The following is a 19,356-nucleotide window of genomic DNA, read 5'->3' on the forward strand; positions in this document are numbered from 1 at the left end:
GAGAGTACACATCTCAAATCCTGGGCGTGTGATCAATACGTCCTGGCGGATGAGGGCCGCTATTCACGTAAACTCGGAAGACCCAGCAGGGCCGACGTCGTCCCGAACCTGAAACAAGTGTGACTAGACGACCGTGGAGGCCCAGTGGCGTTCCCGCATCCCCAGGGTTTGTACGACCCGGAGAACGAGCGCGACTCCTGTGGTGTCGCGTTCGTAGCCGACCTCGCCGGCCGCCGTTCCCACGATGTCGTGGCGAAGGGGCTATCGGCGCTGGTCCGGCTCGACCACCGGGGCGCGCGGGGCGCGGAGCCCAACACCGGTGACGGCGCCGGCATCATGATCCAGGTGCCCGACGAGTTCCTCCGGGCAGACGTCGACTTCACCCTTCCGCCGGCCGGCTCGTACGCCACCGGCCTGGTGTTCCTGCCCACCGAGGACGCCGAGGCCGCCCAGGCGGTCACGGTGATCGAGAAGTACGCCATCGTCGAGGGCGCCGAGGTGCTCGGGTGGCGGGACGTGCCCGTCGAGCCCGACGGCCTGGGCGCGACCGCGGAGCTGGTCCGGCCGAGGATCCGCCAGGTGTTCCTGGCCGCGCACCGGCTGCACGACGGCCCCGACGGCCCCGCCGGCACCCCGGTCAGCGATCTCGACCTCGACCGGGTCGCCTTCTGCGTCCGCAAGCAGGCCGAGCGGGAGACCGCCGAGCGGGGCATACCGGCCTACTTCCCGAGCCTGTCCGCCCGCACCATGGTCTACAAGGGCATGCTCACGCCCGACCAGTTGCCCGCGTTCTTCCCGGACCTGACCAACCGCCGGGTACGCAGCGCGATCGCACTGGTCCACTCCCGGTTCTCGACGAACACGTTCCCGTCGTGGCCGCTGGCCCACCCGTACCGCTTCATCGCCCACAACGGCGAGATCAACACCATCCGGGGCAACAAGAACTGGATGAACGCCCGCGAGGCGCTGCTGTCCTCGCCGAAGCTGCCGGGCAACATCCGCCGGCTGTTCCCGGTCTGCACGCCGGCCGCCTCCGACTCGGCCAACTTCGACGAGGTGCTGGAGCTGCTGCACCTGGCCGGCCGGGACCTGCCGCACGCCGTGCTGATGATGATCCCGGAGGCGTGGGAGAACGACACCGCGATGGACCCGGCCCGCCGGGCGTTCTACCGCTTCCACGCCAGCCTGCTCGAGCCCTGGGACGGCCCCGCCAGCGTCGCGTTCACCGACGGCACGCTGGTCGGCGCCGTGCTCGACCGCAACGGCCTGCGCCCGGGCCGCTGGTGGCGCACCGAGGACGGGCTGGTCGTGCTCGGCAGCGAGGCCGGCGTCCTCGACCTCGACCCGACCACGGTGGTCGCCAAGGGCCGGCTCCAGCCGGGCCGGATGTTCCTGGTCGACACCGCCGAGGGCCGGATCGTCGAGGACGACGAGATCAAGGCCGAGCTCGCCGCCGCGCACCCGTACGACGACTGGCTGCACGCCGGCCTGATCGACCTGCAGGACCTGCCCGTCCGCGAGCACATCGTCTACACGCACGACTCGGTGCAGCGCCGGCAGCAGACCTTCGGCTACACCGAGGAAGAGCTCAAGATCCTGGTCGGGCCGATGGCCCGCAGCGGCGCCGAGCCGCTGGGCTCGATGGGCACCGACACCCCGATCGCGCCGTTGTCGACGCGGCCGAGGCTGCTCTACGACTACTTCCACCAGCTCTTCGCCCAGGTGACCAACCCGCCGCTGGACGCGATCCGCGAGGAGCTGGTCACCAGCCTCTCCTCGACCATCGGGCCCGAGGGCAACCTGCTCGAGCCGAACGCGGCGAGCTGCCGGCAGATCGTGCTGCCCCGGCCGGTGATCGACAACGACGAGCTGGCCAAGCTGCTGTCCGTCGACGACGACGGCGACCTGCCCGGCTTCAAGGCGGTCCGGGTCTCCGGCCTCTACCCGCTGCGCAACGGCGCCGCCGGCATCAAGGCCCGGCTGACCGAGATCTGCCGGCACGTCTCCGAGGCGATCGAAGACGGCGTGCGGATCCTGGTGCTCTCCGACCGGGACTCGACGGCCGGCCTGGCGCCGATCCCGTCGCTGCTGCTCACCGCCGCCGTGCACCAGCACCTGGTGCGCGAGCAGACCCGCACTCAGGTCGCGCTGGTGGTCGAGTCGGGCGACTGCCGCGAGGTGCACCACGCGGCACTGCTGATCGGCTACGGCGCCGCGGCGGTCAACCCTTATCTGGCCTTCGAGTCCGCCGAGGACCTGATCGCGACCGGTGCGCTGACCGGCGTGGCCCCGGCCGACGCGATCCGCAACTACGTCAAGGCGCTCAGCAAGGGCGTCCTGAAGATCATGTCCAAGATGGGCATCTCCACCGTCTCGTCGTACTGCGGAGCCCAGGTCTTCGAAGCGGTCGGCCTGGACGCCCGGGTGGTGCAGCGCTACTTCGCCGGCACGCCGGCCAAGATCGGTGGTGCTCGGCTGGCCGACATCCACACGGAGGTCGCCGCCCGGCACGCCCGCGCCTACCCGGCCAACGAGGCCGAGCGCAGCCACCGCAAGCTCGACGTGGGTGGCGAATACCAGTGGCGCCGCGAGGGCGAGCTGCACCTGTTCAACCCCGAGACGGTGTTCCTGCTCCAGCACGCGACCCGCAGCCGGCGGGAGGACATCTTCGCCCGCTACACGTCCACCGTGGACAAGCTGGCCGCCGAGGCGGGCTCGCTGCGCGGGCTGTTCCAACTCCGCACCGGCGACCGCCCGGCCGTGCCGATCGACGAGGTCGAGCCGGTCAGCGCGATCGTCCGGCGGTTCGCCACCGGCGCGATGTCCTACGGCTCGATCTCCGCCGAGGCGCACGAGACCCTGGCGATCGCGATGAACCGGCTGGGCGGCAAGTCCAACACCGGTGAGGGCGGCGAGGACGTCGAGCGGCTCTACGACCCGGAGCGCCGGTCGGCCGTCAAGCAGGTGGCCAGCGGACGGTTCGGGGTCACCAGCGAATACCTCGTCAACGCCGACGACATCCAGATCAAGATGGCGCAGGGTGCCAAGCCCGGCGAGGGTGGCCAGCTACCCGGCAACAAGGTGTGGCCGTGGATCGCGAAGACCCGGCACGCCACGCCGGGCGTCGGGCTGATCTCGCCGCCGCCGCACCACGACATCTACTCGATCGAAGACCTGGCGCAGCTCGTACACGACCTCAAGATGGTCAATCCCGCCGCCCGGGTGCACGTCAAGCTGGTCTCCGAGGTGGGCGTCGGCACGGTCGCGGCCGGCGTCGCGAAGCTCAAGGCCGACGTCATCCTGATCTCGGGACACGACGGGGGTACGGGCGCCAGCCCGCTCAACTCGCTCAAGCACGCGGGCACCCCGTGGGAGCTGGGGCTGGCCGAGACGCAGCAGACGCTGCTGCTCAACGGTCTCCGCGACCGGGTCACCGTGCAGGTCGACGGCCAGCTCAAGACCGGCCGGGACGTCATCGTCGCGGCGCTGCTCGGCGCCGAGGAGTTCGGCTTCGCCACCGCGCCGCTGATCGTCTCGGGTTGCGTGATGATGCGGGTCTGCCACCTCGACACCTGCCCGGTCGGCATCGCCACCCAGAACCCGAAGCTGCGCGAGAAGTTCACCGGCAAGCCGGAGTTCGTCCAGACGTTCTTCGAGTTCCTCGCCGAGGAGGTCCGCGGCTACCTGGCCGAGCTGGGCTTCCGCACCATCGACGAGGCGATCGGCCACGCCGAGCTGCTCGACCTGGTGCCGGCGATCGACCACTGGAAGGCCAACGGGCTCGACCTCTCGCCCGTGCTGCACGTGCCGGACCTCCCGGACGGCGCCGCCCGGCGCAAGATCCAGGAGCAGGACCACGGCCTGGCCAAGGCGCTCGACAACGAGCTGCTGAAGCTGGCCGAGCCGGCCCTGCACGACGGCACTCCGGTGCGCGCCACCGTCGCGGCCCGCAACGACCAGCGCAGCGTGGGCGCGATGCTGGGCGGTGCGGTCACCCGGCGGTTCGGCGGCGAAGGGCTGCCCGACGACACCATCGAGCTCGACCTGGTCGGCACCGGTGGCCAGTCGTTCGGCGCGTTCCTGCCGCGCGGCGTGACCATCCGCCTGCACGGCGACGCCAACGACTACGTCGCCAAGGGGCTCTCCGGCGGCCGGGTCGTCGTGCGCCCGCACCTCGACGCGCCGTTCGTGGCGGAGCAGCAGATCATCGCCGGCAACACGATCCTCTACGGCGCGACCGGCGGCGAGCTGTTCCTGCGCGGCCGGGTCGGCGAGCGGTTCGCGGTCCGCAACTCCGGCGCGACCACAGTGGTGGAGGGCGTCGGCGACCACGGCTGCGAGTACATGACCGGCGGCACCGTCGTGGTGCTCGGTTCGACCGGCCGCAACTTCGCCGCCGGCATGTCCGGTGGCACGGCCTACCTCTGGAAGGCCGACCCCGCTCGCGTCAACTCCGAGCTGGTCGAGCTGACCCCGCTCACCGACGACGAGCAGGTCACCGTGCAGGCCCTGGTGCAGCGGCACTTCGCGGAGACCGACTCGGCCGTCGCCGAAGACCTGCTCAAGCGCTGGCCGGAAGCGGCCCGCGAGTTCACCGCCGTCGTGCCGCGCGATTACAAGCGCGTCATGGCGGCGATCAGGGCCGCCGAGGCTGCCGGCCATGACGTCGACGAGGCGGTCATGGAGGTCGCACGTGCCTGATCCACAGGGTTTCCTGCACCACGAGCGGCGGCTCCCGGAGCGGCGGCCCGTGCCGGTGCGCATCCAGGACTGGCGCGAGGTCTACCCGTCCGCCGACGACGGGCTGATCCGCGAGCAGGCCAGCCGCTGCATGGACTGCGGCATCCCGTTCTGCCACCAGGGCTGCCCACTCGGCAACCGGATCCCGGACTGGAACGACCTGGTCCGCACCGGTCAGTGGGCCTCGGCCGCGGAGTCGTTGCACGCGACCAACAACTTCCCGGAGTTCACCGGGCGGCTGTGCCCCGCGCCGTGTGAGGCCTCCTGCGTGCTCAGCATCGCCGGCGGCGCGTCCGTGACCATCAAGCAGGTCGAGGTGGAGATCGCCAACCGGGCGTTCGACCTCGGCCTGGTCACGCCGCAGCCGGCCGGGCACGCGTCCGGCAAGCGGGTCGCGGTGGTCGGCTCCGGCCCCGCCGGCCTGGCCGCGGCGCAGCAGCTCGCCCGGGCCGGGCACGCGGTCACCGTGTTCGAGCGCGACGACCAGGTCGGCGGTCTGATGCGCTTCGGCATCCCCGACTTCAAGCTCGAGAAGTCCCACATCGACCGGCGGCTCGCGCAGCTCGAGGCCGAGGGCGTGGTCTTCGAGACCGGCGTCAACGTCGGCGTCGACGTGACCGCCGACCAGCTCCGCGCCGAGTTCGACGCGGTGCTGCTGGCCTGTGGCGCCCTGCTGAGCCGGGACACCCCGGCGACTCCGGGGCGCGGGCTGCGCGGCGTACACCTGGCCATGGAGCACCTCGTGCCCGCCAACCGGGTGGCCGCCGGGCTGCAGTCTCAGTCCCCTGTGGACGCCGCCGGCAAGCACGTCGTGATCATCGGTGGCGGCGACACCGCGGCCGACAGCCTCGGCGTCGCGCACCGGCAGGGCGCGGCGGCGGTCTACCAGCTCGACCTCTACCCCGAGCCACCCGCGATCCGTGACGAGGCGCGCGACCCGTGGCCCACGTGGCCCTGGATCCTGCGCAACTACCCGGCGCACGAGGAGGGCGGCGACCGCGACTTCGCCGTCGGCGTGCAGGAGTTCGTCCACGACGGCACCGGAGCCGTGCGCGCCGTGCGGATCGCCGAGGTCGAGGTGACCAAGGTGGACGGGCACCGGCGGATCCACGTGAAGCCGGGCAGCGAGCGGGAGCTGCCGGCCGACCTGGTGCTGCTGGCGATCGGCTTCGACGGCACCGAGCCGCAGCCGGTGCTGGACCAGCTCGGCGTCGAGCGCAACGGCCGTGGCGCCATCGACGCCCGCCCGGACTGGCAGACCGGCACCGACGGCGTGTTCGTGGCCGGCGACATGCACCGCGGCGCATCGCTGATCGTGTGGGCGATCGCCGAGGGCCGGGCGGCCGCGGCCGCGATCCACTCGTACCTCGGCGGCGAGGGCGAACTGCCCACCCCCGTCGATCCCGCGGCAGTCCCACTCGCGGCCTGACGAAGCAAGGGACCCTTGTTATCGCTTTCCGGATAGCAAGGGTCCCGTATTAACGGTGGTCAACGGACAGGTGTTAACAAGGGGCCCTTCCTATGCGAAATCCGTTAACAAGGGGCCCTTGCTTCGGGTTCCGGGCGGGCGCGAGTAGGCTCGCTCACGGCTCACTGGCGGGTGACAAGGCTGGTGGGCGGCAACTGTTCGGATTCCCGACAGAAGCCGGTTACGAGGACGATCCGGGAAAGAGACTAGCCTCATGGGCGTGACACGCCGCGCGAAGATTGTCTGCACTTTGGGCCCAGCCACCTCCTCGCCGGAGCGCATCCGTGGCCTTGTGGACGCCGGGATGGACGTGGCACGGCTCAACTTCAGCCACGGTGACCACGCCGACCACGAGGCGGTCTACAAGCTGGTCCGCGAGGCCGCCGACGCGGCCGGCCGGGCCGTCGCGATCCTGGCCGACCTGCAGGGCCCCAAGATCCGGCTCGGCCGGTTCGCGGACGGCCCGCACGACTGGCGCACCGGCGACTCCGTGGTGATCACCAGTGACGACATCATCGGCACGGCCGACCGCGTCTCCTGCACCTACAAGAAGCTGCCGCAGGAGGTCATGCCCGGTGACCGGCTGCTGATCGACGACGGCAAGGTCGCGGTCGAGGTCACCGAGGTCACCGGCAACGACATCCGCGTCCTGGTCATCGAGGGCGGCCCGGTCTCCAACAACAAGGGCGTCTCGCTGCCCAACGTCGCGGTGAGCGTGCCGGCCATGTCCGAGAAGGACACCGAAGACCTGCGCTTCGCGCTGCGCCTCGGCTGCGACCTGGTGGCGCTGTCGTTCGTCCGCTCGCCCGACGACGTCAAGCTGGTCCACGCGATCATGGACGAGGTCGGCGTGCGCCGCCCGGTGCTGGCCAAGGTGGAGAAGCCCGAGGCCGTCGAGCGGCTCGAAGAGATCGTGGACGCGTTCGACGGCATCATGGTCGCCCGCGGCGACCTGGGCGTGGAGCTTCCGCTCGACCAGGTTCCGCTGTGGCAGAAGCGGGCCGTGCAGATGTGCCGCGAAGACGCCAAGCCGGTCATCGTCGCCACCCAGATGCTCGACTCGATGATCGAGAACGCGCGCCCGACCCGCGCCGAGGCCTCCGACGTGGCCAACGCGGTGCTCGACGGCGCCGACGCCCTCATGCTCTCCGGCGAGACCAGCGTGGGTAAGTACCCCGTGCTCACGGTCAGCACGATGGCGAAGATCATCTCGACGACCGAGGCCGGCGGCCTGGCGATCCCGCGGCTGCAGCACGACCCGCGCACCCACGGCGGCGCGCTCACCATCGCGGCGTCCAACGTCGCGCGGGCCGTCGGCGCCAAGGCGCTGGTCGCGTTCTCGCAGACCGGCGACACCGTCCGCCGGCTCGCCCGCCTGCACTGCGAGCTCCCGCTGCTGGCCTTCACCCCGGTCTCCGAGGTGCGCGCCCAGCTCGCGCTGAGCTGGGGTGTGGAGACCTTCCACATGCCGTTCGTGCAGCACACCGACGACATGTTCCGCCAGGTCGACCAGGCGCTGCTCGGCCTCGGCCGCGCCGAGCCCGGCGACTACGTGGTCGTCGTCGCGGGCAGCCCGCCCGGCACGCCGGGCTCGACCAACACGCTGCGGGTGCACCTGATCGGTTCGCTGGTCGACCCGGCCAGCGTGCCGCGCCAGACCCCGTGACCTCAGCCATGCCCGAGGGAGGGCAGTCGGCGGTCGACTATCTCGTCCAGATGCTCGACCTCGAGCGGCGTGACGAGAGCACGTTCGTCGGCACCACGCCGGTGATCGGCCTGCAGCGCGTCTACGGCGGCCATGTCGCCGCCCAGGCGCTGGTGGCCGCCGGCCGCACCGTCGACCCGTCGCGCACGGTGCATTCGCTGCACGGCTACTTCGTGCGGCCGGGGGAGTCCGGCGCGCCGATCGAGTACCACGTCGAGAACATCCGCGACGGTCGGTCCTTCTCGGTGCGCCGCTCGGTCGCCGTGCAGAACGGGAAGACGATCTTCTTCATGTCGGCGTCGTTCCACCGGCAGGAGGAAGGCCTCGACCACCAGGCGCCGCTGCCCCTCGACGTGCCCGGCCCCGACGAGGTGCCGACCATGCGGGAGCGGCTGTCCGCGTACCCGGAGCGGCTCGGTATCTGGAAGTCCGTCCCGTGGTCGCTCGACGTCCGCTACGTCGGCGAGCCCGGCTGGGTCCCGCCCGGCGACCGGCGCGCGGACCCGCACCAGCGGGTGTGGATGCGGATCGACGGCAAGCTGCCGGACGACCCGCTGCTGCACGCCTGCGCGCTGACCTACGCGTCGGACATGACGCTGCTCGACTCCGTGCTGTCCGTGCACGGTGAGGTCTGGGGGCCGGGCGGGGTGATCGGGGCCAGCCTCGACCACGCGCTGTGGTTCCACCGCCCGTTCCGGGCCGACGAGTGGTTCCTCTACGACTGCTGGAGCCCGACCGCCTCCGGCGGCCGTGGCCTGGCCACCGGCCGGATGTTCACGGTCGACGGCGCCAACATCGCCACCGCGGTCCAGGAGGGTCTCCTCCGCCGCGTGGGTGCATGATCCTTTCGCGTCTACGTACCCGATAGGCTTAGTGGCATGCGACTGTCCGCACGGGTCGACTACGCACTACGCGCGATGGCTGAACTGGCCGCGGCCGCCGACCAGCACAGCGACGGACCGGTGCCGATGACCGCCGAGCAGGTGGCCAAGGCACAGGACATTCCGCCGAAGTTCCTGGAGAGCATCCTGCTCCAGACCCGCCGGGCCGGCCTGGTCCACGCCCAGCGTGGCCCTGAGGGTGGCTACTGGCTGGCCCGCCCGGCCCGGGAGATCACGCTGGGGCAGGTGATAAGGGCGATCGACGGTCCGCTGGCCAACGTCCGCGGCCAGCGCCCGGAGGATCTGGGCTACCAGGGCGCGGCGGCGGCACTCCAGGACGTGTGGATCGCGCTGCGGGCCAGCGAGCGCGAGATCCTCGACCTGGTGTCGATCTACGACGTGGCCACGGGCAAGCTTCCCGACCGCGTGCGTGACCTCACCGCGGATCCGGCCGCCTGGGCCTGAGCGCCCTTCGTGGTAAGGCCCACGACGGTCCGGAGGTCGCATCTCGGACCGCCGCGGGTACGGACATCGAACCATCTTCAGCCGCGCTCCGATCCGGAACGGACGCCTGCGACTGATCGACCCAGTTGCGCCGGACGTCCCCGGCGTCCCGTTTGCTCCGCACCCGGATACCCACCACCCCTGGTCGGGGGCGGTGCGTACAGGGGTGCAGAGCAAAGGCGCGCGGAACTGTCGCCTTTCGGCGCGGCTCTCGCGCGCGACGGCTTTCGCGTTCAGCGGACCAGGTCGTCGGCCGTCGTCGAGATGAGCGACCAGGCGTCGTCCAGGTGGAGTTCGGTGGTCTGCGGGGAGCCGACCGCGAGCCGCAGGACGTAGTCGCCGTTGACCCGCGTGTGGGTCAGATAGAAGCGGCCGGTCGCGTTGACCCGTGCCAGCAGCGCCTCCGAGGCGGCGTCGCCGGCCTTCAGGCGGAAGCAGACCAGCGAGAACGGGTGCGGTGCGGCGATCTCGAAGCGGTCGTCGGCGGCCACGTTGGCCGCGAAGCGCTGGGCCAGCGCGACTCCGGACCGGATGTGGTCGCGGAGTCCGGCGGCCCCGTACCAGCGCAGCACGAACCAGAGCTTGAGCGACCGGAAGCGGCGACCGAGCGGCACGCCCCAGTCGCGGTAGTCGATCACCGCGCCCGACTCGGTGGCCACGTTGCGCAGGTATTCCGGCATGACCGTCAGGGCGGCGACGAGGGCCTCGCGGTCGGCGACCCAGAACGCGTCGCAGTCGAAGCCGGTCAGCAGCCACTTGTGCGGGTCGAAGCAGTAGGAGTCCGCGTATTCCAGCCCCGCGTGGCTCCAGCGCAGCTCCGGGCAGACCGCCGCCGCGCCCGCGTAGGCCGCGTCGACGTGCAGCCACACCCCGAACTCCTGGCAGATCCGCCCGATCTCCGCCAGCGGGTCGACCGCTGTGGTCGAGGTGGTGCCGATCGTGGCCACGACGACCGCCGGCCGGGCACCGGCCGCCACGTCGGCGGCCAACGCGGCCCGCAGCGCCTCCGGCCGCATCGCCAGACTGGCGGGGTCGACCTCGATCTGCCGGACCCCCGCGTCGCCGATGCCGGCGATGCGGGCCGCCTTCTCGATCGACGAGTGACCCTGGGTCGAGGTGTAGACCGTGTAGCGGGTGTCACCGATCCCGGACGTGCGCCAGGCTCCGCCGCCGGCCCGGTGCAGGCCGGCCAATGTGGCGACCAGCGCCGCCGAGGAGGCCGAGTCCTGGATCACGCCGCCACCGGTCGAGGTGGACCGGAACCGCGCCGGCAGGTCGAGCAGCTCCGCCAGCCAGTCGAGCATGACCGTCTCGACCTCGGTCGCGGCCGGCCCGGTGGCCCAGAGCATCCCCTGCACACCGAGCCCGGCACCGACCAGGTCGCCGAGCACGCTCGGGCCCGAGGTGTTGGCCGGGAAGTACGCGAAGAAGCCCGGGTGCTGCCAGTGCGTCATGCCGGGCAGCACGACCTCGTCGAGGTCGGCCCGCAGGCCGGCGAAGCCGTCACCCTCGTCCGGCGGACCCGCCGGGAGGCGCGCGGCCACCGCACCGGGTGGGTCCGTCGGCCGCACCGGGAGCGAACCGACCGACTCCCAGTAGTCGGCCACCCAGTCGACCAGATCGTGCCCGTGCCGGCGGAACTCGTCGGCGGTCATGTGCCCTGCCATGCGTCGAGTCGATCAATCAGCACCCCCTTCGCGCAACACGGTCCCGAAGAACTCCGCTATGTCTCGCGCCACCAGGTCGGGCTCCTCGACCGCGGCGAAGTGCCCGCCGCGCGGGAACACCGTGCGCCGCCGCACGTCGTAGAGCCGCTCCGCCCAGGAAGGCGGCGGCACCCCCTCGGGCACGAACTCGTTGGCGAACACCGCCGTCGCGGTCGGCACGGTGACCCGGTCCGCGGGGCCAGGAGCGGACCCGTGCCAGCGGTTGTCGTAGTAGTCGCGGATCGACGTCGTGATCGAGCCCGTCGCCCAGTAGACGGTCAGCAGGGTGAGCAGGAAGTCGCGGCCGAGCCGGCCGTCGACGTCGCCGCCGGTGTCGCCCCAGGCCCGCCACTTCTCCACGATCCAGGCGGCCAGCCCGGCGGGGGAGTCGGTCAGCCCGTAGCCCAGCGTCTGCGGCCGGGTGCTCTGGATCGCCGTGTAGCCGCGCTCCGTGCTGTCCCAGGCCGCCAGATGGTCGACGTAGGCCTGCTCCGTGGGCGTCAGCGGCGCCGAACCGGGCCCGAGGTAGGGCCAGACCTCCGGAGTGGTCAGGTGGACGCCGGTGACCCGCTCCGTGGCCGTCAGCGCCATCCAGGTGGCGACCCCGGCGCCGAAGTCACCGCCCTGCGCGCCGTAGCGGGGATAGCCCAGCGCGGCCATCAGCCCGTGCCAGAGGCCCGCGACGTAGCGCGTGGTGACGCCGGTGTGCGCGGGACGCGCGGTGAAGCCGTAGCCGGGGAGGGAGGGCGCCACCACGTCGAACGCCGGGCCGTCGATGCCGTGCGCCGCCGGATCGGTCAGCCGGGACACGAGCGGCAGGAGCTCGACCCAGGCGCTCGGCCACCCGTGCGTCAGCACCAGCGGCAGGCCACCGCCCCCGGCCGCCCGCTGGTGCACGAAGTGAATCGGAACCCCGTCGACCACCTCGACGAACTGGGGATAGCTGTTGAGCCGGCGCTCCGCGGCCCGCCAGTCGAACCCGTCGGCCCAGAACGCGACCAGCTCGCGCAGGTAGGACAGGTCGGTGCCCTGCTCCCACGCCGCACCGGGCGCGGGGGACGGCCACCGGGTGGCCCGGAGCCGGGCACGCAGGTCGTCGAGCACCTCGTCGGGGACATCGACGAGAAAAGGCCGAGTCATGCCCGGGACGCTACTTCTAGGGTGTGACAATGCCGGTCGTCCTCACCCCGCTCGACGACGCGCTCATCGAGCGCCTCCTCGCCGTGGCCGTCGCGGACGCCACGCCGGAGGAGGTCATGCCCCCGGTCGACGGTCCGGCCGGCTGGACGCCGGCCCGGCAGGAGTTCTTCCGCGCGTTCCACCGCGAGCGGAGCCCCGGCCTCGCCGGCCCGCTGCGCACCGTGATGTACGCCGTCCACGCGGACGACGACCTGGTCGGCATGATCCGCCTGACCCTGGAGCACGACGAGGCCGAGACCGGCATGTGGCTGGCCCGCGCGGCCCGCGGCCGGGGGCTGGCCGCACCAGCCCTACTGGCACTCCTGGAGCAGGCCCAGCGAGCCGGCGCGCGTACCGTCAGCGCCGAAACGACGCCCGGCAACCGGGCTGCCCAGGCGACGCTGAGCCGCTGTGGCGCGGTGCTGGACCACCAGGGCGACAAGGTCTACGCACGGTTGGAGCTCGACGCGTGAAGGTCACCATCGTCACCGGCGGATCTCGCGGCATCGGTGCCGCCACCTGCCTGCGCCTCGCCGCGGCGGGGCATGCCGTCGCGGTCGGCTACCGCAGCGACGCCGACGCGGCCGCAGCGGTGGTCGACGAGATCGCCGCGAGCAGCGGGACCGCACGGGCGATCGCCGTCGAGACCGCCGACGCCGCCCAGGTCTCGAAGCTGTTCGCGGAGGCGGCCGAGGTGCTCGGCCCCGTCACCGGCCTGGTCAACAACGCCGGCGTCGGCAGCCGGATCGGCCGCTTCGTCGACCTCGACGACGAGGACCTGCGCCGCGTGGTCGAGGTCAACGTGGTCGGCGCCATCTTCTGCGCCCGTGAGGCCGCCCGGCGGATGACCTCCGGCGGCGCGATCGTCAACGTCTCCTCGGCGGCCGCGACGCTGGGCAGCCCGTTCGAGTACCCCCATTACGCGGCGAGCAAGGCCGCTCTGGACGCGTTGACGCTGGGATTGTCGAAAGAGCTCGGGCCTTCCGGAATTCGTGTCAACACGGTCCAGCCCGGCATTATCTACACGGATTTCCACGGCACTCAGAGCGGCGAGGCCGGCCGCCCGGACCGGCTCGGGCCGGGCTCTCCGCTGGGGCGGGCGGGCCAGCCCGACGAGGTCGCCGCGGCCATCGCGTGGCTGCTCAGCGACGACGCGTCCTATGTCACCGGTGCCACGATCAGAGTCGCGGGTGGACGGTAGTTACTAAAACGTTATATGCAAATACATCGCGCAAGACTTGTCTTTGCCTTGATCCACAAGAGTTAATCGTCTGGCAGCGATCATCCAACCTGGCTGCTCAGTCTTCGGCGAGCTGAGCGACCGGGCCAATTCCGCTTGCGGAGGAGTGCCTTCGTGTCCGTCCATCGCCGTTTGCTCAAAAACAGGTTCAGACCCCTGATCACCCTCGCATCCAGCCTCGCCCTCGTGCTCGGCGTGCTCGTGGCCGGCCCCGCGCCCGCCAACGCCGCCGCGGCAGCACCCGGCGACCCGTACAACGTCCTGGTCTTCTCCAAGACCGCCGGGTTCCGGCACGACGCGATCCCGGCGGGCATCGCCGCGATCCAGCAGCTGGGCGAGGACCACAACTTCTCGGTGACCGCCACCGAGGACGCGGCCGCGTTCACCGACGCCAACCTGGCCAACTTCGCCACCGTGGTCTGGCTCTCGACCACCGGCGACGTCCTCAACACCGACCAGCAGGCGGCCTTCGAGCGGTACGTCAGGGCCGGCGGCGGATACGTGGGTGTGCACGCGGCCTCCGACACCGAGTACGACTGGGCCTGGTACGGCCAGCTCGTCGGCGCGTACTTCTCGGCGCACCCGAGCAACCAGAACGCGACGATCAAGGTCGAGGACCCGGCGCACCCGTCCACCGCGGGCCTGCCGGCGGAGTGGAACCGCTTCGACGAGTGGTACAACTTCCGCACCAACCCGCGCGGCACCGTGCACGTGCTGGCCAGTCTCGACGAGACCAGCTACGCACCGGGCTCCGGCGCGATGGGTGCGGACCACCCGACCGCGTGGTGCCAGGACTTCGACGGCGGCCGCTCCTGGTACACCGGTAGCGGGCACACCCAGGAGTCGTACGTCGAGCCGAACTTCCTCAACCACCTGCTTGGCGGCATCGAGACCACTGCGGGCGTGGTCGACGCCGACTGCTCGGCCAGCAAGACGAGCAGCTTCGAGAAGGTCACGCTCGACAGCAACACGCAGAACCCGATGGAGCTCGACATCGCGCCCGACGGCCGGGTGTTCTACGCGGAGCGCGACGGGCGGCTGCAGGTCATCTCGCCGACGACGGGCCTGACCACGACGGCGGCGACGCTGGACGTGTTCACCGGCAACGAGGACGGCCTGATCGGCGTACGTCTGGACCCGGACTTCGCCACCAACAACTGGATCTACCTGTACTACGCGCCGGACGGCGGGGCGCCGCGCAACTACCTGTCGCGGTTCACGGTCTCCGGCAACACCGTCGACCTGGCCACCGAAGAGGTGATCCTGCAGGTCGACACCCAGCGCAACACGTGCTGCCACGCGGGCGGCAGCATGGTCTTCGACAGCGCCGGCAACATCTACCTGGCGACCGGAGACAACACCAACCCGTTCGAGTCCAACTCGTTCAACCCGATCGACGAGCGCGCGGGCCGGCAGGACTTCGACGCCCAGCGGTCGAGCGGCAACACCAACGACCTGCGCGGCAAGATCCTGCGGGTCCACCCCGAGGACGACGGCTCGTACACGATCCCCTCGGGCAACCTTTTCCCGGCCGGCACCGCGCTGACCCGGCCCGAGATCTTCGCGATGGGCTTCCGCAACCCGTTCCGGATCGGCATCGACCCGAAGACCGACACGCTGGTCGTCGGCGACTACGGTCCGGACGCCGGTGCCGCCGACCCCAACCGGGGTCCGGAGGGGACGGTCGAGTGGAACATCGTGAACCAGCCCGGCTTCTACGGCTGGCCCTACTGCCACGGCAACAACTACGCGTACAACGACTACACGTTCCCGAGCGGGCCGAGCGGGGCGAAGTTCAACTGCGCCGCGATCGTCAACAACTCGCCGAACAACACCGGTCTGCAGAACCTGCCGCCGGCGATCGCGCCCACCATCGACTACGACTACAGCGGCAACCCGCTGTTCCCGGAGATCGGTGGCGGCGGTGCGCCGATGGGCGGCCCGGTCTACCGGTACGACGCGGCCAGCACCTCTGACCGCAAGTGGCCCGCCTACTACGACGGCAAGGCCATCTTCGGTGAGTGGAACCAGAACAAGATGTACGCGTTCCAGCTCGCAGCGGACGCGCACAGCCTGGTCGACATCAACCAGTTGCTCACCGGGATGAGCTTCCTGCGTCCGATGGACTTCGAGTTCGGCACCGACGGCGCGCTCTACCTCATCGAGTGGGGTAGCGGCTTCGGCGGCAACAACGACAACTCGGGGATCTACCGGATCGACTACGTGGCGGGCGACCGTGCCCCGATCGCGGTCGCGTCGGGCACGCCGACCTCGGGTCCGTCACCGCTGACCGTCCAGTTCTCCAGCGCCGGGTCGCGTGACCCGGACGAGGAGGAGATCACCTACGCCTGGGCGTTCGGCGACGGCGCCACCTCGACCGAGGCCAACCCGAGTCACACGTACGCTGCCGCGGGCAACTACACCGCCCAGCTCACCGTGTCCGACCCGGGTGGACGCACCGCGGTGGCCAACGTGCCGATCACCGTGGGCAACACCGAGCCGACCGTGTCGATCTCGTTCCCGCCGGACGGTGGCTTCTTCAACTGGGGCGACCAGGTCGAGTACACGGTCACCGTGACCGACCCGGAGGACGGCGACATCGACTGTTCCCGGGTCAAGCTCCAGTACTACCTGGGTCACGACGAGCACGCCCACCCGCTGCAGAGCCAGCAGGGCTGCACGGGCAGCATCCAGACGTCGCTCGCCTCCGGGCACGGCGCTGACGCCAACGTGTTCGGCGTGTTCGAGGCGACCTACACCGACGACGGCGGTGCCGGCGGGTCCAACCCGCTGACCGGTCGCGACATCGAGCAGCTCCAGCCCAAGCGCAAGCAGGCGGAGTACTTCTCGGCGACCGGGCGGGCACCCGACGGCGTCGGCGGCGGCGACCCGGGCGTGCAGCGGGAGACCACCGGTGACACGCAGGGCGGCTTCCAGAACATCGGCTTCATCGAGGACGGTGACTACTGGACGTTCGACCCGGCCAACCTGACCGGCATCACCAGCCTGCGGTTCCGGGCTGCCTCGGCGGTCAACGGCGGCCGGATCGAGGTCCGGTCCGGTGCGGTCGACGGCGCCGTGGTCGGCACGGTCGACGTGCCCGGCACGGGTGGCTGGCAGTCCTACGTGGACGTCACCCTGGCGTTGGACAACCCACCGACCGCCAGCGGGCCGCTGTTCTTCATCGCCCGGAACCCGGCCGGCACCACCGGCCAGGGCTCGGTGTTCAACGTCAACTGGGTCGACTTCCTCGGCCGCGGCGTGACCGACAACGCGCCTCCGGTGGTCACCGCGTCCGCCAACCCGACGACCGGCACCACGCCGTTGGTCGTCGAGTTCAGCGGCAACGGGACCGACGAAGAGGGCGACAACCCGCTGACGTACGCCTGGGACTTCGGTGACGGCACGACGGCCGACACGGCCAACGCGTCGCACACCTACACCACGCCCGGCACGTTCACGGCGACCCTGACCGTGACCGACTCCCGCGGCGCGGCGGCGTACGCCACCGTCCCGATCCGGGTCGAGGCGCCGAACACGTCCTGCTTCGGGGCGCGCTCGGACAACTTCGACGGCACGGCGCTCGACCGTGACCGGTGGAGCACGATCGTCCGGGAGAACCAGACGTACTCGGTGGCCGGTGGGGCTCTGCGCCTGCCGACCCAGGCGGCTGACCTCTACGGCACCCGTGCCGACGCCGGCAACATCGTGCTCCAGCCGACACCGGCCGGTGCCTGGCAGGCCACCACCAAGGTGACCCTGCCGCTGACCGGCAACTACCAGCAGGCCGGCCTGATCCTCTACGGCGACGACGCCAACTGGGCCAAGCTCGACCTGCTGTTCGCCGACTACAAGCGGGTGGAGTTCATCCGCCAGACGGCCAGCGTGCCGCGCAACGAGGCGGCCGACAGCGTCCGGGCGGACACCGACTCGGCGTTCCTGCGGCTCACCTCCGACGGCACGAACCTCACCGCCGCCTTCTCCACTGACGGTGTGACGTTCACGCCGGCCGGTCGCTCGGCCGCGCTGGCCGGGATCAACAACCCGAAGATCGGCCTGTACGCGGTCAACGGTGGCCAGGCGTCCCCGGTGGTCAACGCCGAGTTCGACTGGTTCCAGATCACGCCGGACGAGGCCGGTGGCGAGGTCACGCCGTCCGACGAGTTCGACGGCGCGGCGCTCGACAAGTGCCGGTGGGACGCGGTCGTCCGCGAGGACGCCACGGCCTACCAGGTCGCCGGTGGCTCGTTGACCATCGACGTGCCGAACGGTGACATCTACACCGGCAACAACACCGGACCGACGAACTTCATCCTGCAGAACGCTCCGGCGGGCGACTGGACGATCGAGACCAAGGTCGACGGCAGCCAGCTCAACGAGCAGTACCAGCAGGGCGGACTGATCGTGTACGCCGATGACGACAACTATCTGAAGTTGGACTTCATCGCCGACAACACGGCGGGCCAGCCGGTCTCGCGACGGATCGAGTTCCGCAGCGAGATCGCCAGCGTGGTGCAGAACCCGCAGCCACAGGTCACCAACCTCACCACTGCGGTGTGGTTCCTGCGGCTGGCCAAGGTGGGCGACACCTACACGGCGTCGTACTCCGCGGACGGGACCACCTGGACCACGTTCCCGGAGGCGCTGACCAACGCGGCGGTCGCCGCGGACACCAAGGTCGGCGTGTTCAGCCTCGGCGCGGCACAGCAGGCGTCGAAGCCGGTGTCGTTCGACTACTTCCACCTGTCCTCCGGTCCCTCGGAGCCGGACGACACCACGGCGCCGGTGACCACCGCCGCTGTTTCGGGCACCGCGGTCGGTGGCTGGTACACCGGCCCGGCGACGGTCACGCTGACGGCGGCGGACGAGGCCGGCGGCAGCGGGGTGGCGAGCACCGAGTACCAGCTCGACGGTGCGACCACGTGGTCGCCGTACACGGCGCCGGTTGTCGTCTCTGGTGACGGGTCGCACGAGGTGCGGTTCCGCTCCACCGACACGGCGGGCAACGTGGAGGCGGGCAAGTCGGTCGCAGTGAAGATCGACTCCACGGCGCCGGTCACGGCGGCGACGTTCGCACCGGCGACCGACGACGGCTGGCACAACGGCGCCGTCCCGGTCACGCTGGCGGCGACCGATGCGGGTTCGGGGGTGTCCAAGGTCGAGTACGCGCTCGACGGCGGCGCCTGGACGCCGTACACGGCGCCGGTCGACGTCACCGGCAACGGCCAGCACGAGCTGCTCTACCGCGCGACCGACACGGCCGGCAACGTGGAGACGCTCAAGTCGGCGATCATCAAGATCGACGGCACGAAGCCGACGGTGATCATCGGCGGGCTGGCCGACGGCCAGCTCTACGGTGACAGCCAGGACGTCCGCGTGACGTACCAGGCGGTCGACCCCACCTCCGGCCTCAAGAGCGTCGTCGGCACCCTGGACGGCGCGGCGTACCCGGCCAACAAGCTGCAGGCCATGTTCGAGCTCTCGCTCGGCCTGCACGAGCTGACCGTGACCGCGACGGACAAGGCCGGCAACGTCACCGCGACGTCGGTCCGGTTCTACGTGGCCACGTCGTTCCGCGACATGCAGTTCCTGCTGGACCGCTTCAAGGCGACCAGTTGGCTGACGCAGAAGGCACACAAGCAGCTCGGAGCCAAGCTCCAGGCGGCGCGTGACGCCGAGGCGAAGGGCAACGACACCAAGGCGATCAAGCAGTTGCGCGAGCTCATCACCCTGGCCAACGACACCAAGCTGGTGCCGAACGCCGAGGTGCGCGACGTCGTGATCCGCGACGCCAACGCGATGATCGTCCGCCTCGGCGGCGAAGCCAGCGCGGCGGCGAAGGCGGCCAACGGAGGCAAGCCGCTGAAGGGCACCGGCCGAGTGCCGGGCGACCCGGCGCGGCAGGTCGCCGGCGGACCGCTGAAGTAAAGGGA

Annotated in this window: 10 protein-coding genes; 8 read left to right on the forward strand and 2 right to left on the reverse strand. The window is 70.9% G+C overall.

Annotated elements, in window-relative coordinates; translation table 11 throughout:
* Positions 1–144 precede the first annotated feature (144 nt).
* The 5 genes from gltB to BLV39_RS13195 all read left to right on the forward strand — a co-directional run bounded on the left by gltB (position 145) and on the right by BLV39_RS13195 (position 9,259).
* Entirely contained in the window at positions 145–4,701 is a 4,557-nt protein-coding gene (gltB, locus tag BLV39_RS13175) for a glutamate synthase large subunit (protein WP_090790629.1), read from the forward strand.
* A complete protein-coding gene (locus BLV39_RS13180) occupies positions 4,694–6,169 on the forward strand; it encodes a glutamate synthase subunit beta (protein WP_090790631.1) in 1,476 nt (491 codons plus the stop codon). The genes gltB and BLV39_RS13180 overlap by 8 nt, the downstream gene beginning before the upstream one ends.
* 253 nt (positions 6,170–6,422) lie before the next feature.
* A complete protein-coding gene (gene pyk / locus BLV39_RS13185) occupies positions 6,423–7,874 on the forward strand; it encodes a pyruvate kinase (RefSeq protein WP_090790633.1) in 1,452 nt (483 codons plus the stop codon).
* An 8-nt stretch (positions 7,875–7,882) separates the two neighbouring features.
* Complete coding sequence (locus BLV39_RS13190; RefSeq protein WP_090791477.1) at positions 7,883–8,755, forward strand: acyl-CoA thioesterase; 873 nt, start codon at positions 7,883–7,885, stop codon at positions 8,753–8,755.
* 36 nt (positions 8,756–8,791) lie between these two features.
* On the forward strand, positions 8,792–9,259 hold the full coding sequence (locus BLV39_RS13195) for an RrF2 family transcriptional regulator (protein ID WP_090790635.1): 468 nt from the start codon (positions 8,792–8,794) through the stop codon (positions 9,257–9,259).
* A 272-nt stretch (positions 9,260–9,531) separates the two neighbouring features.
* On the opposite strand, the gene BLV39_RS13200 is transcribed toward BLV39_RS13195, so the two are convergent.
* A complete protein-coding gene (locus BLV39_RS13200) occupies positions 9,532–10,965 on the reverse strand; it encodes a pyridoxal-dependent decarboxylase (RefSeq protein WP_239083911.1) in 1,434 nt (477 codons plus the stop codon).
* Positions 10,966–10,977: 12 nt separating this feature from the next.
* Positions 10,978–12,144: an epoxide hydrolase family protein gene (locus BLV39_RS13205; RefSeq protein ID WP_090790638.1), complete on the reverse strand. Its 1,167-nt coding sequence runs from the start codon at positions 12,142–12,144 to the stop codon at positions 10,978–10,980.
* A 29-nt stretch (positions 12,145–12,173) separates the two neighbouring features.
* On the opposite strand from BLV39_RS13205, the gene BLV39_RS13210 reads away from it, so the two are divergent.
* From BLV39_RS13210 to BLV39_RS13220, 3 genes are all read left to right on the forward strand, one after another.
* On the forward strand, positions 12,174–12,656 hold the full coding sequence (locus tag BLV39_RS13210) for a GNAT family N-acetyltransferase (RefSeq protein WP_373315405.1): 483 nt from the start codon (positions 12,174–12,176) through the stop codon (positions 12,654–12,656).
* A complete protein-coding gene (locus BLV39_RS13215) occupies positions 12,653–13,384 on the forward strand; it encodes an SDR family oxidoreductase (protein WP_204082904.1) in 732 nt (243 codons plus the stop codon). Before BLV39_RS13210 ends, BLV39_RS13215 begins: the two co-directional genes overlap by 4 nt.
* 225 nt (positions 13,385–13,609) lie before the next feature.
* Positions 13,610–19,351 carry a ThuA domain-containing protein gene (locus BLV39_RS13220; protein WP_239083910.1) on the forward strand — a complete coding sequence of 1,914 codons (5,742 nt, stop codon included), beginning with the start codon at positions 13,610–13,612 and terminating at the stop codon, positions 19,349–19,351.
* Positions 19,352–19,356 lie beyond the last annotated feature (5 nt).

This window comes from Asanoa ishikariensis, assembly GCF_900107455.1.
Lineage (GTDB): Bacteria > Actinomycetota > Actinomycetes > Mycobacteriales > Micromonosporaceae > Asanoa > Asanoa ishikariensis.

Excerpts from the sequence above, each read along its gene's own strand:
- pyk (WP_090790633.1), top strand. The coding sequence starts at position 6,423 with ATGGGCGTGACACGCCGCGCGAAGATTGTCTGCACTTTGGGCCCAGCC.
- BLV39_RS13190 (WP_090791477.1), top strand. The coding sequence starts at position 7,883 with ATGCCCGAGGGAGGGCAGTCGGCGGTCGACTATCTCGTCCAGATGCTC.
- BLV39_RS13195 (WP_090790635.1), top strand. The coding sequence starts at position 8,792 with ATGCGACTGTCCGCACGGGTCGACTACGCACTACGCGCGATGGCTGAA.
- BLV39_RS13200 (WP_239083911.1), bottom strand. The coding sequence starts at position 10,965 with ATGGCAGGGCACATGACCGCCGACGAGTTCCGCCGGCACGGGCACGAT.
- BLV39_RS13205 (WP_090790638.1), bottom strand. The coding sequence starts at position 12,144 with ATGACTCGGCCTTTTCTCGTCGATGTCCCCGACGAGGTGCTCGACGAC.
- BLV39_RS13210 (WP_373315405.1), top strand. The coding sequence starts at position 12,174 with ATGCCGGTCGTCCTCACCCCGCTCGACGACGCGCTCATCGAGCGCCTC.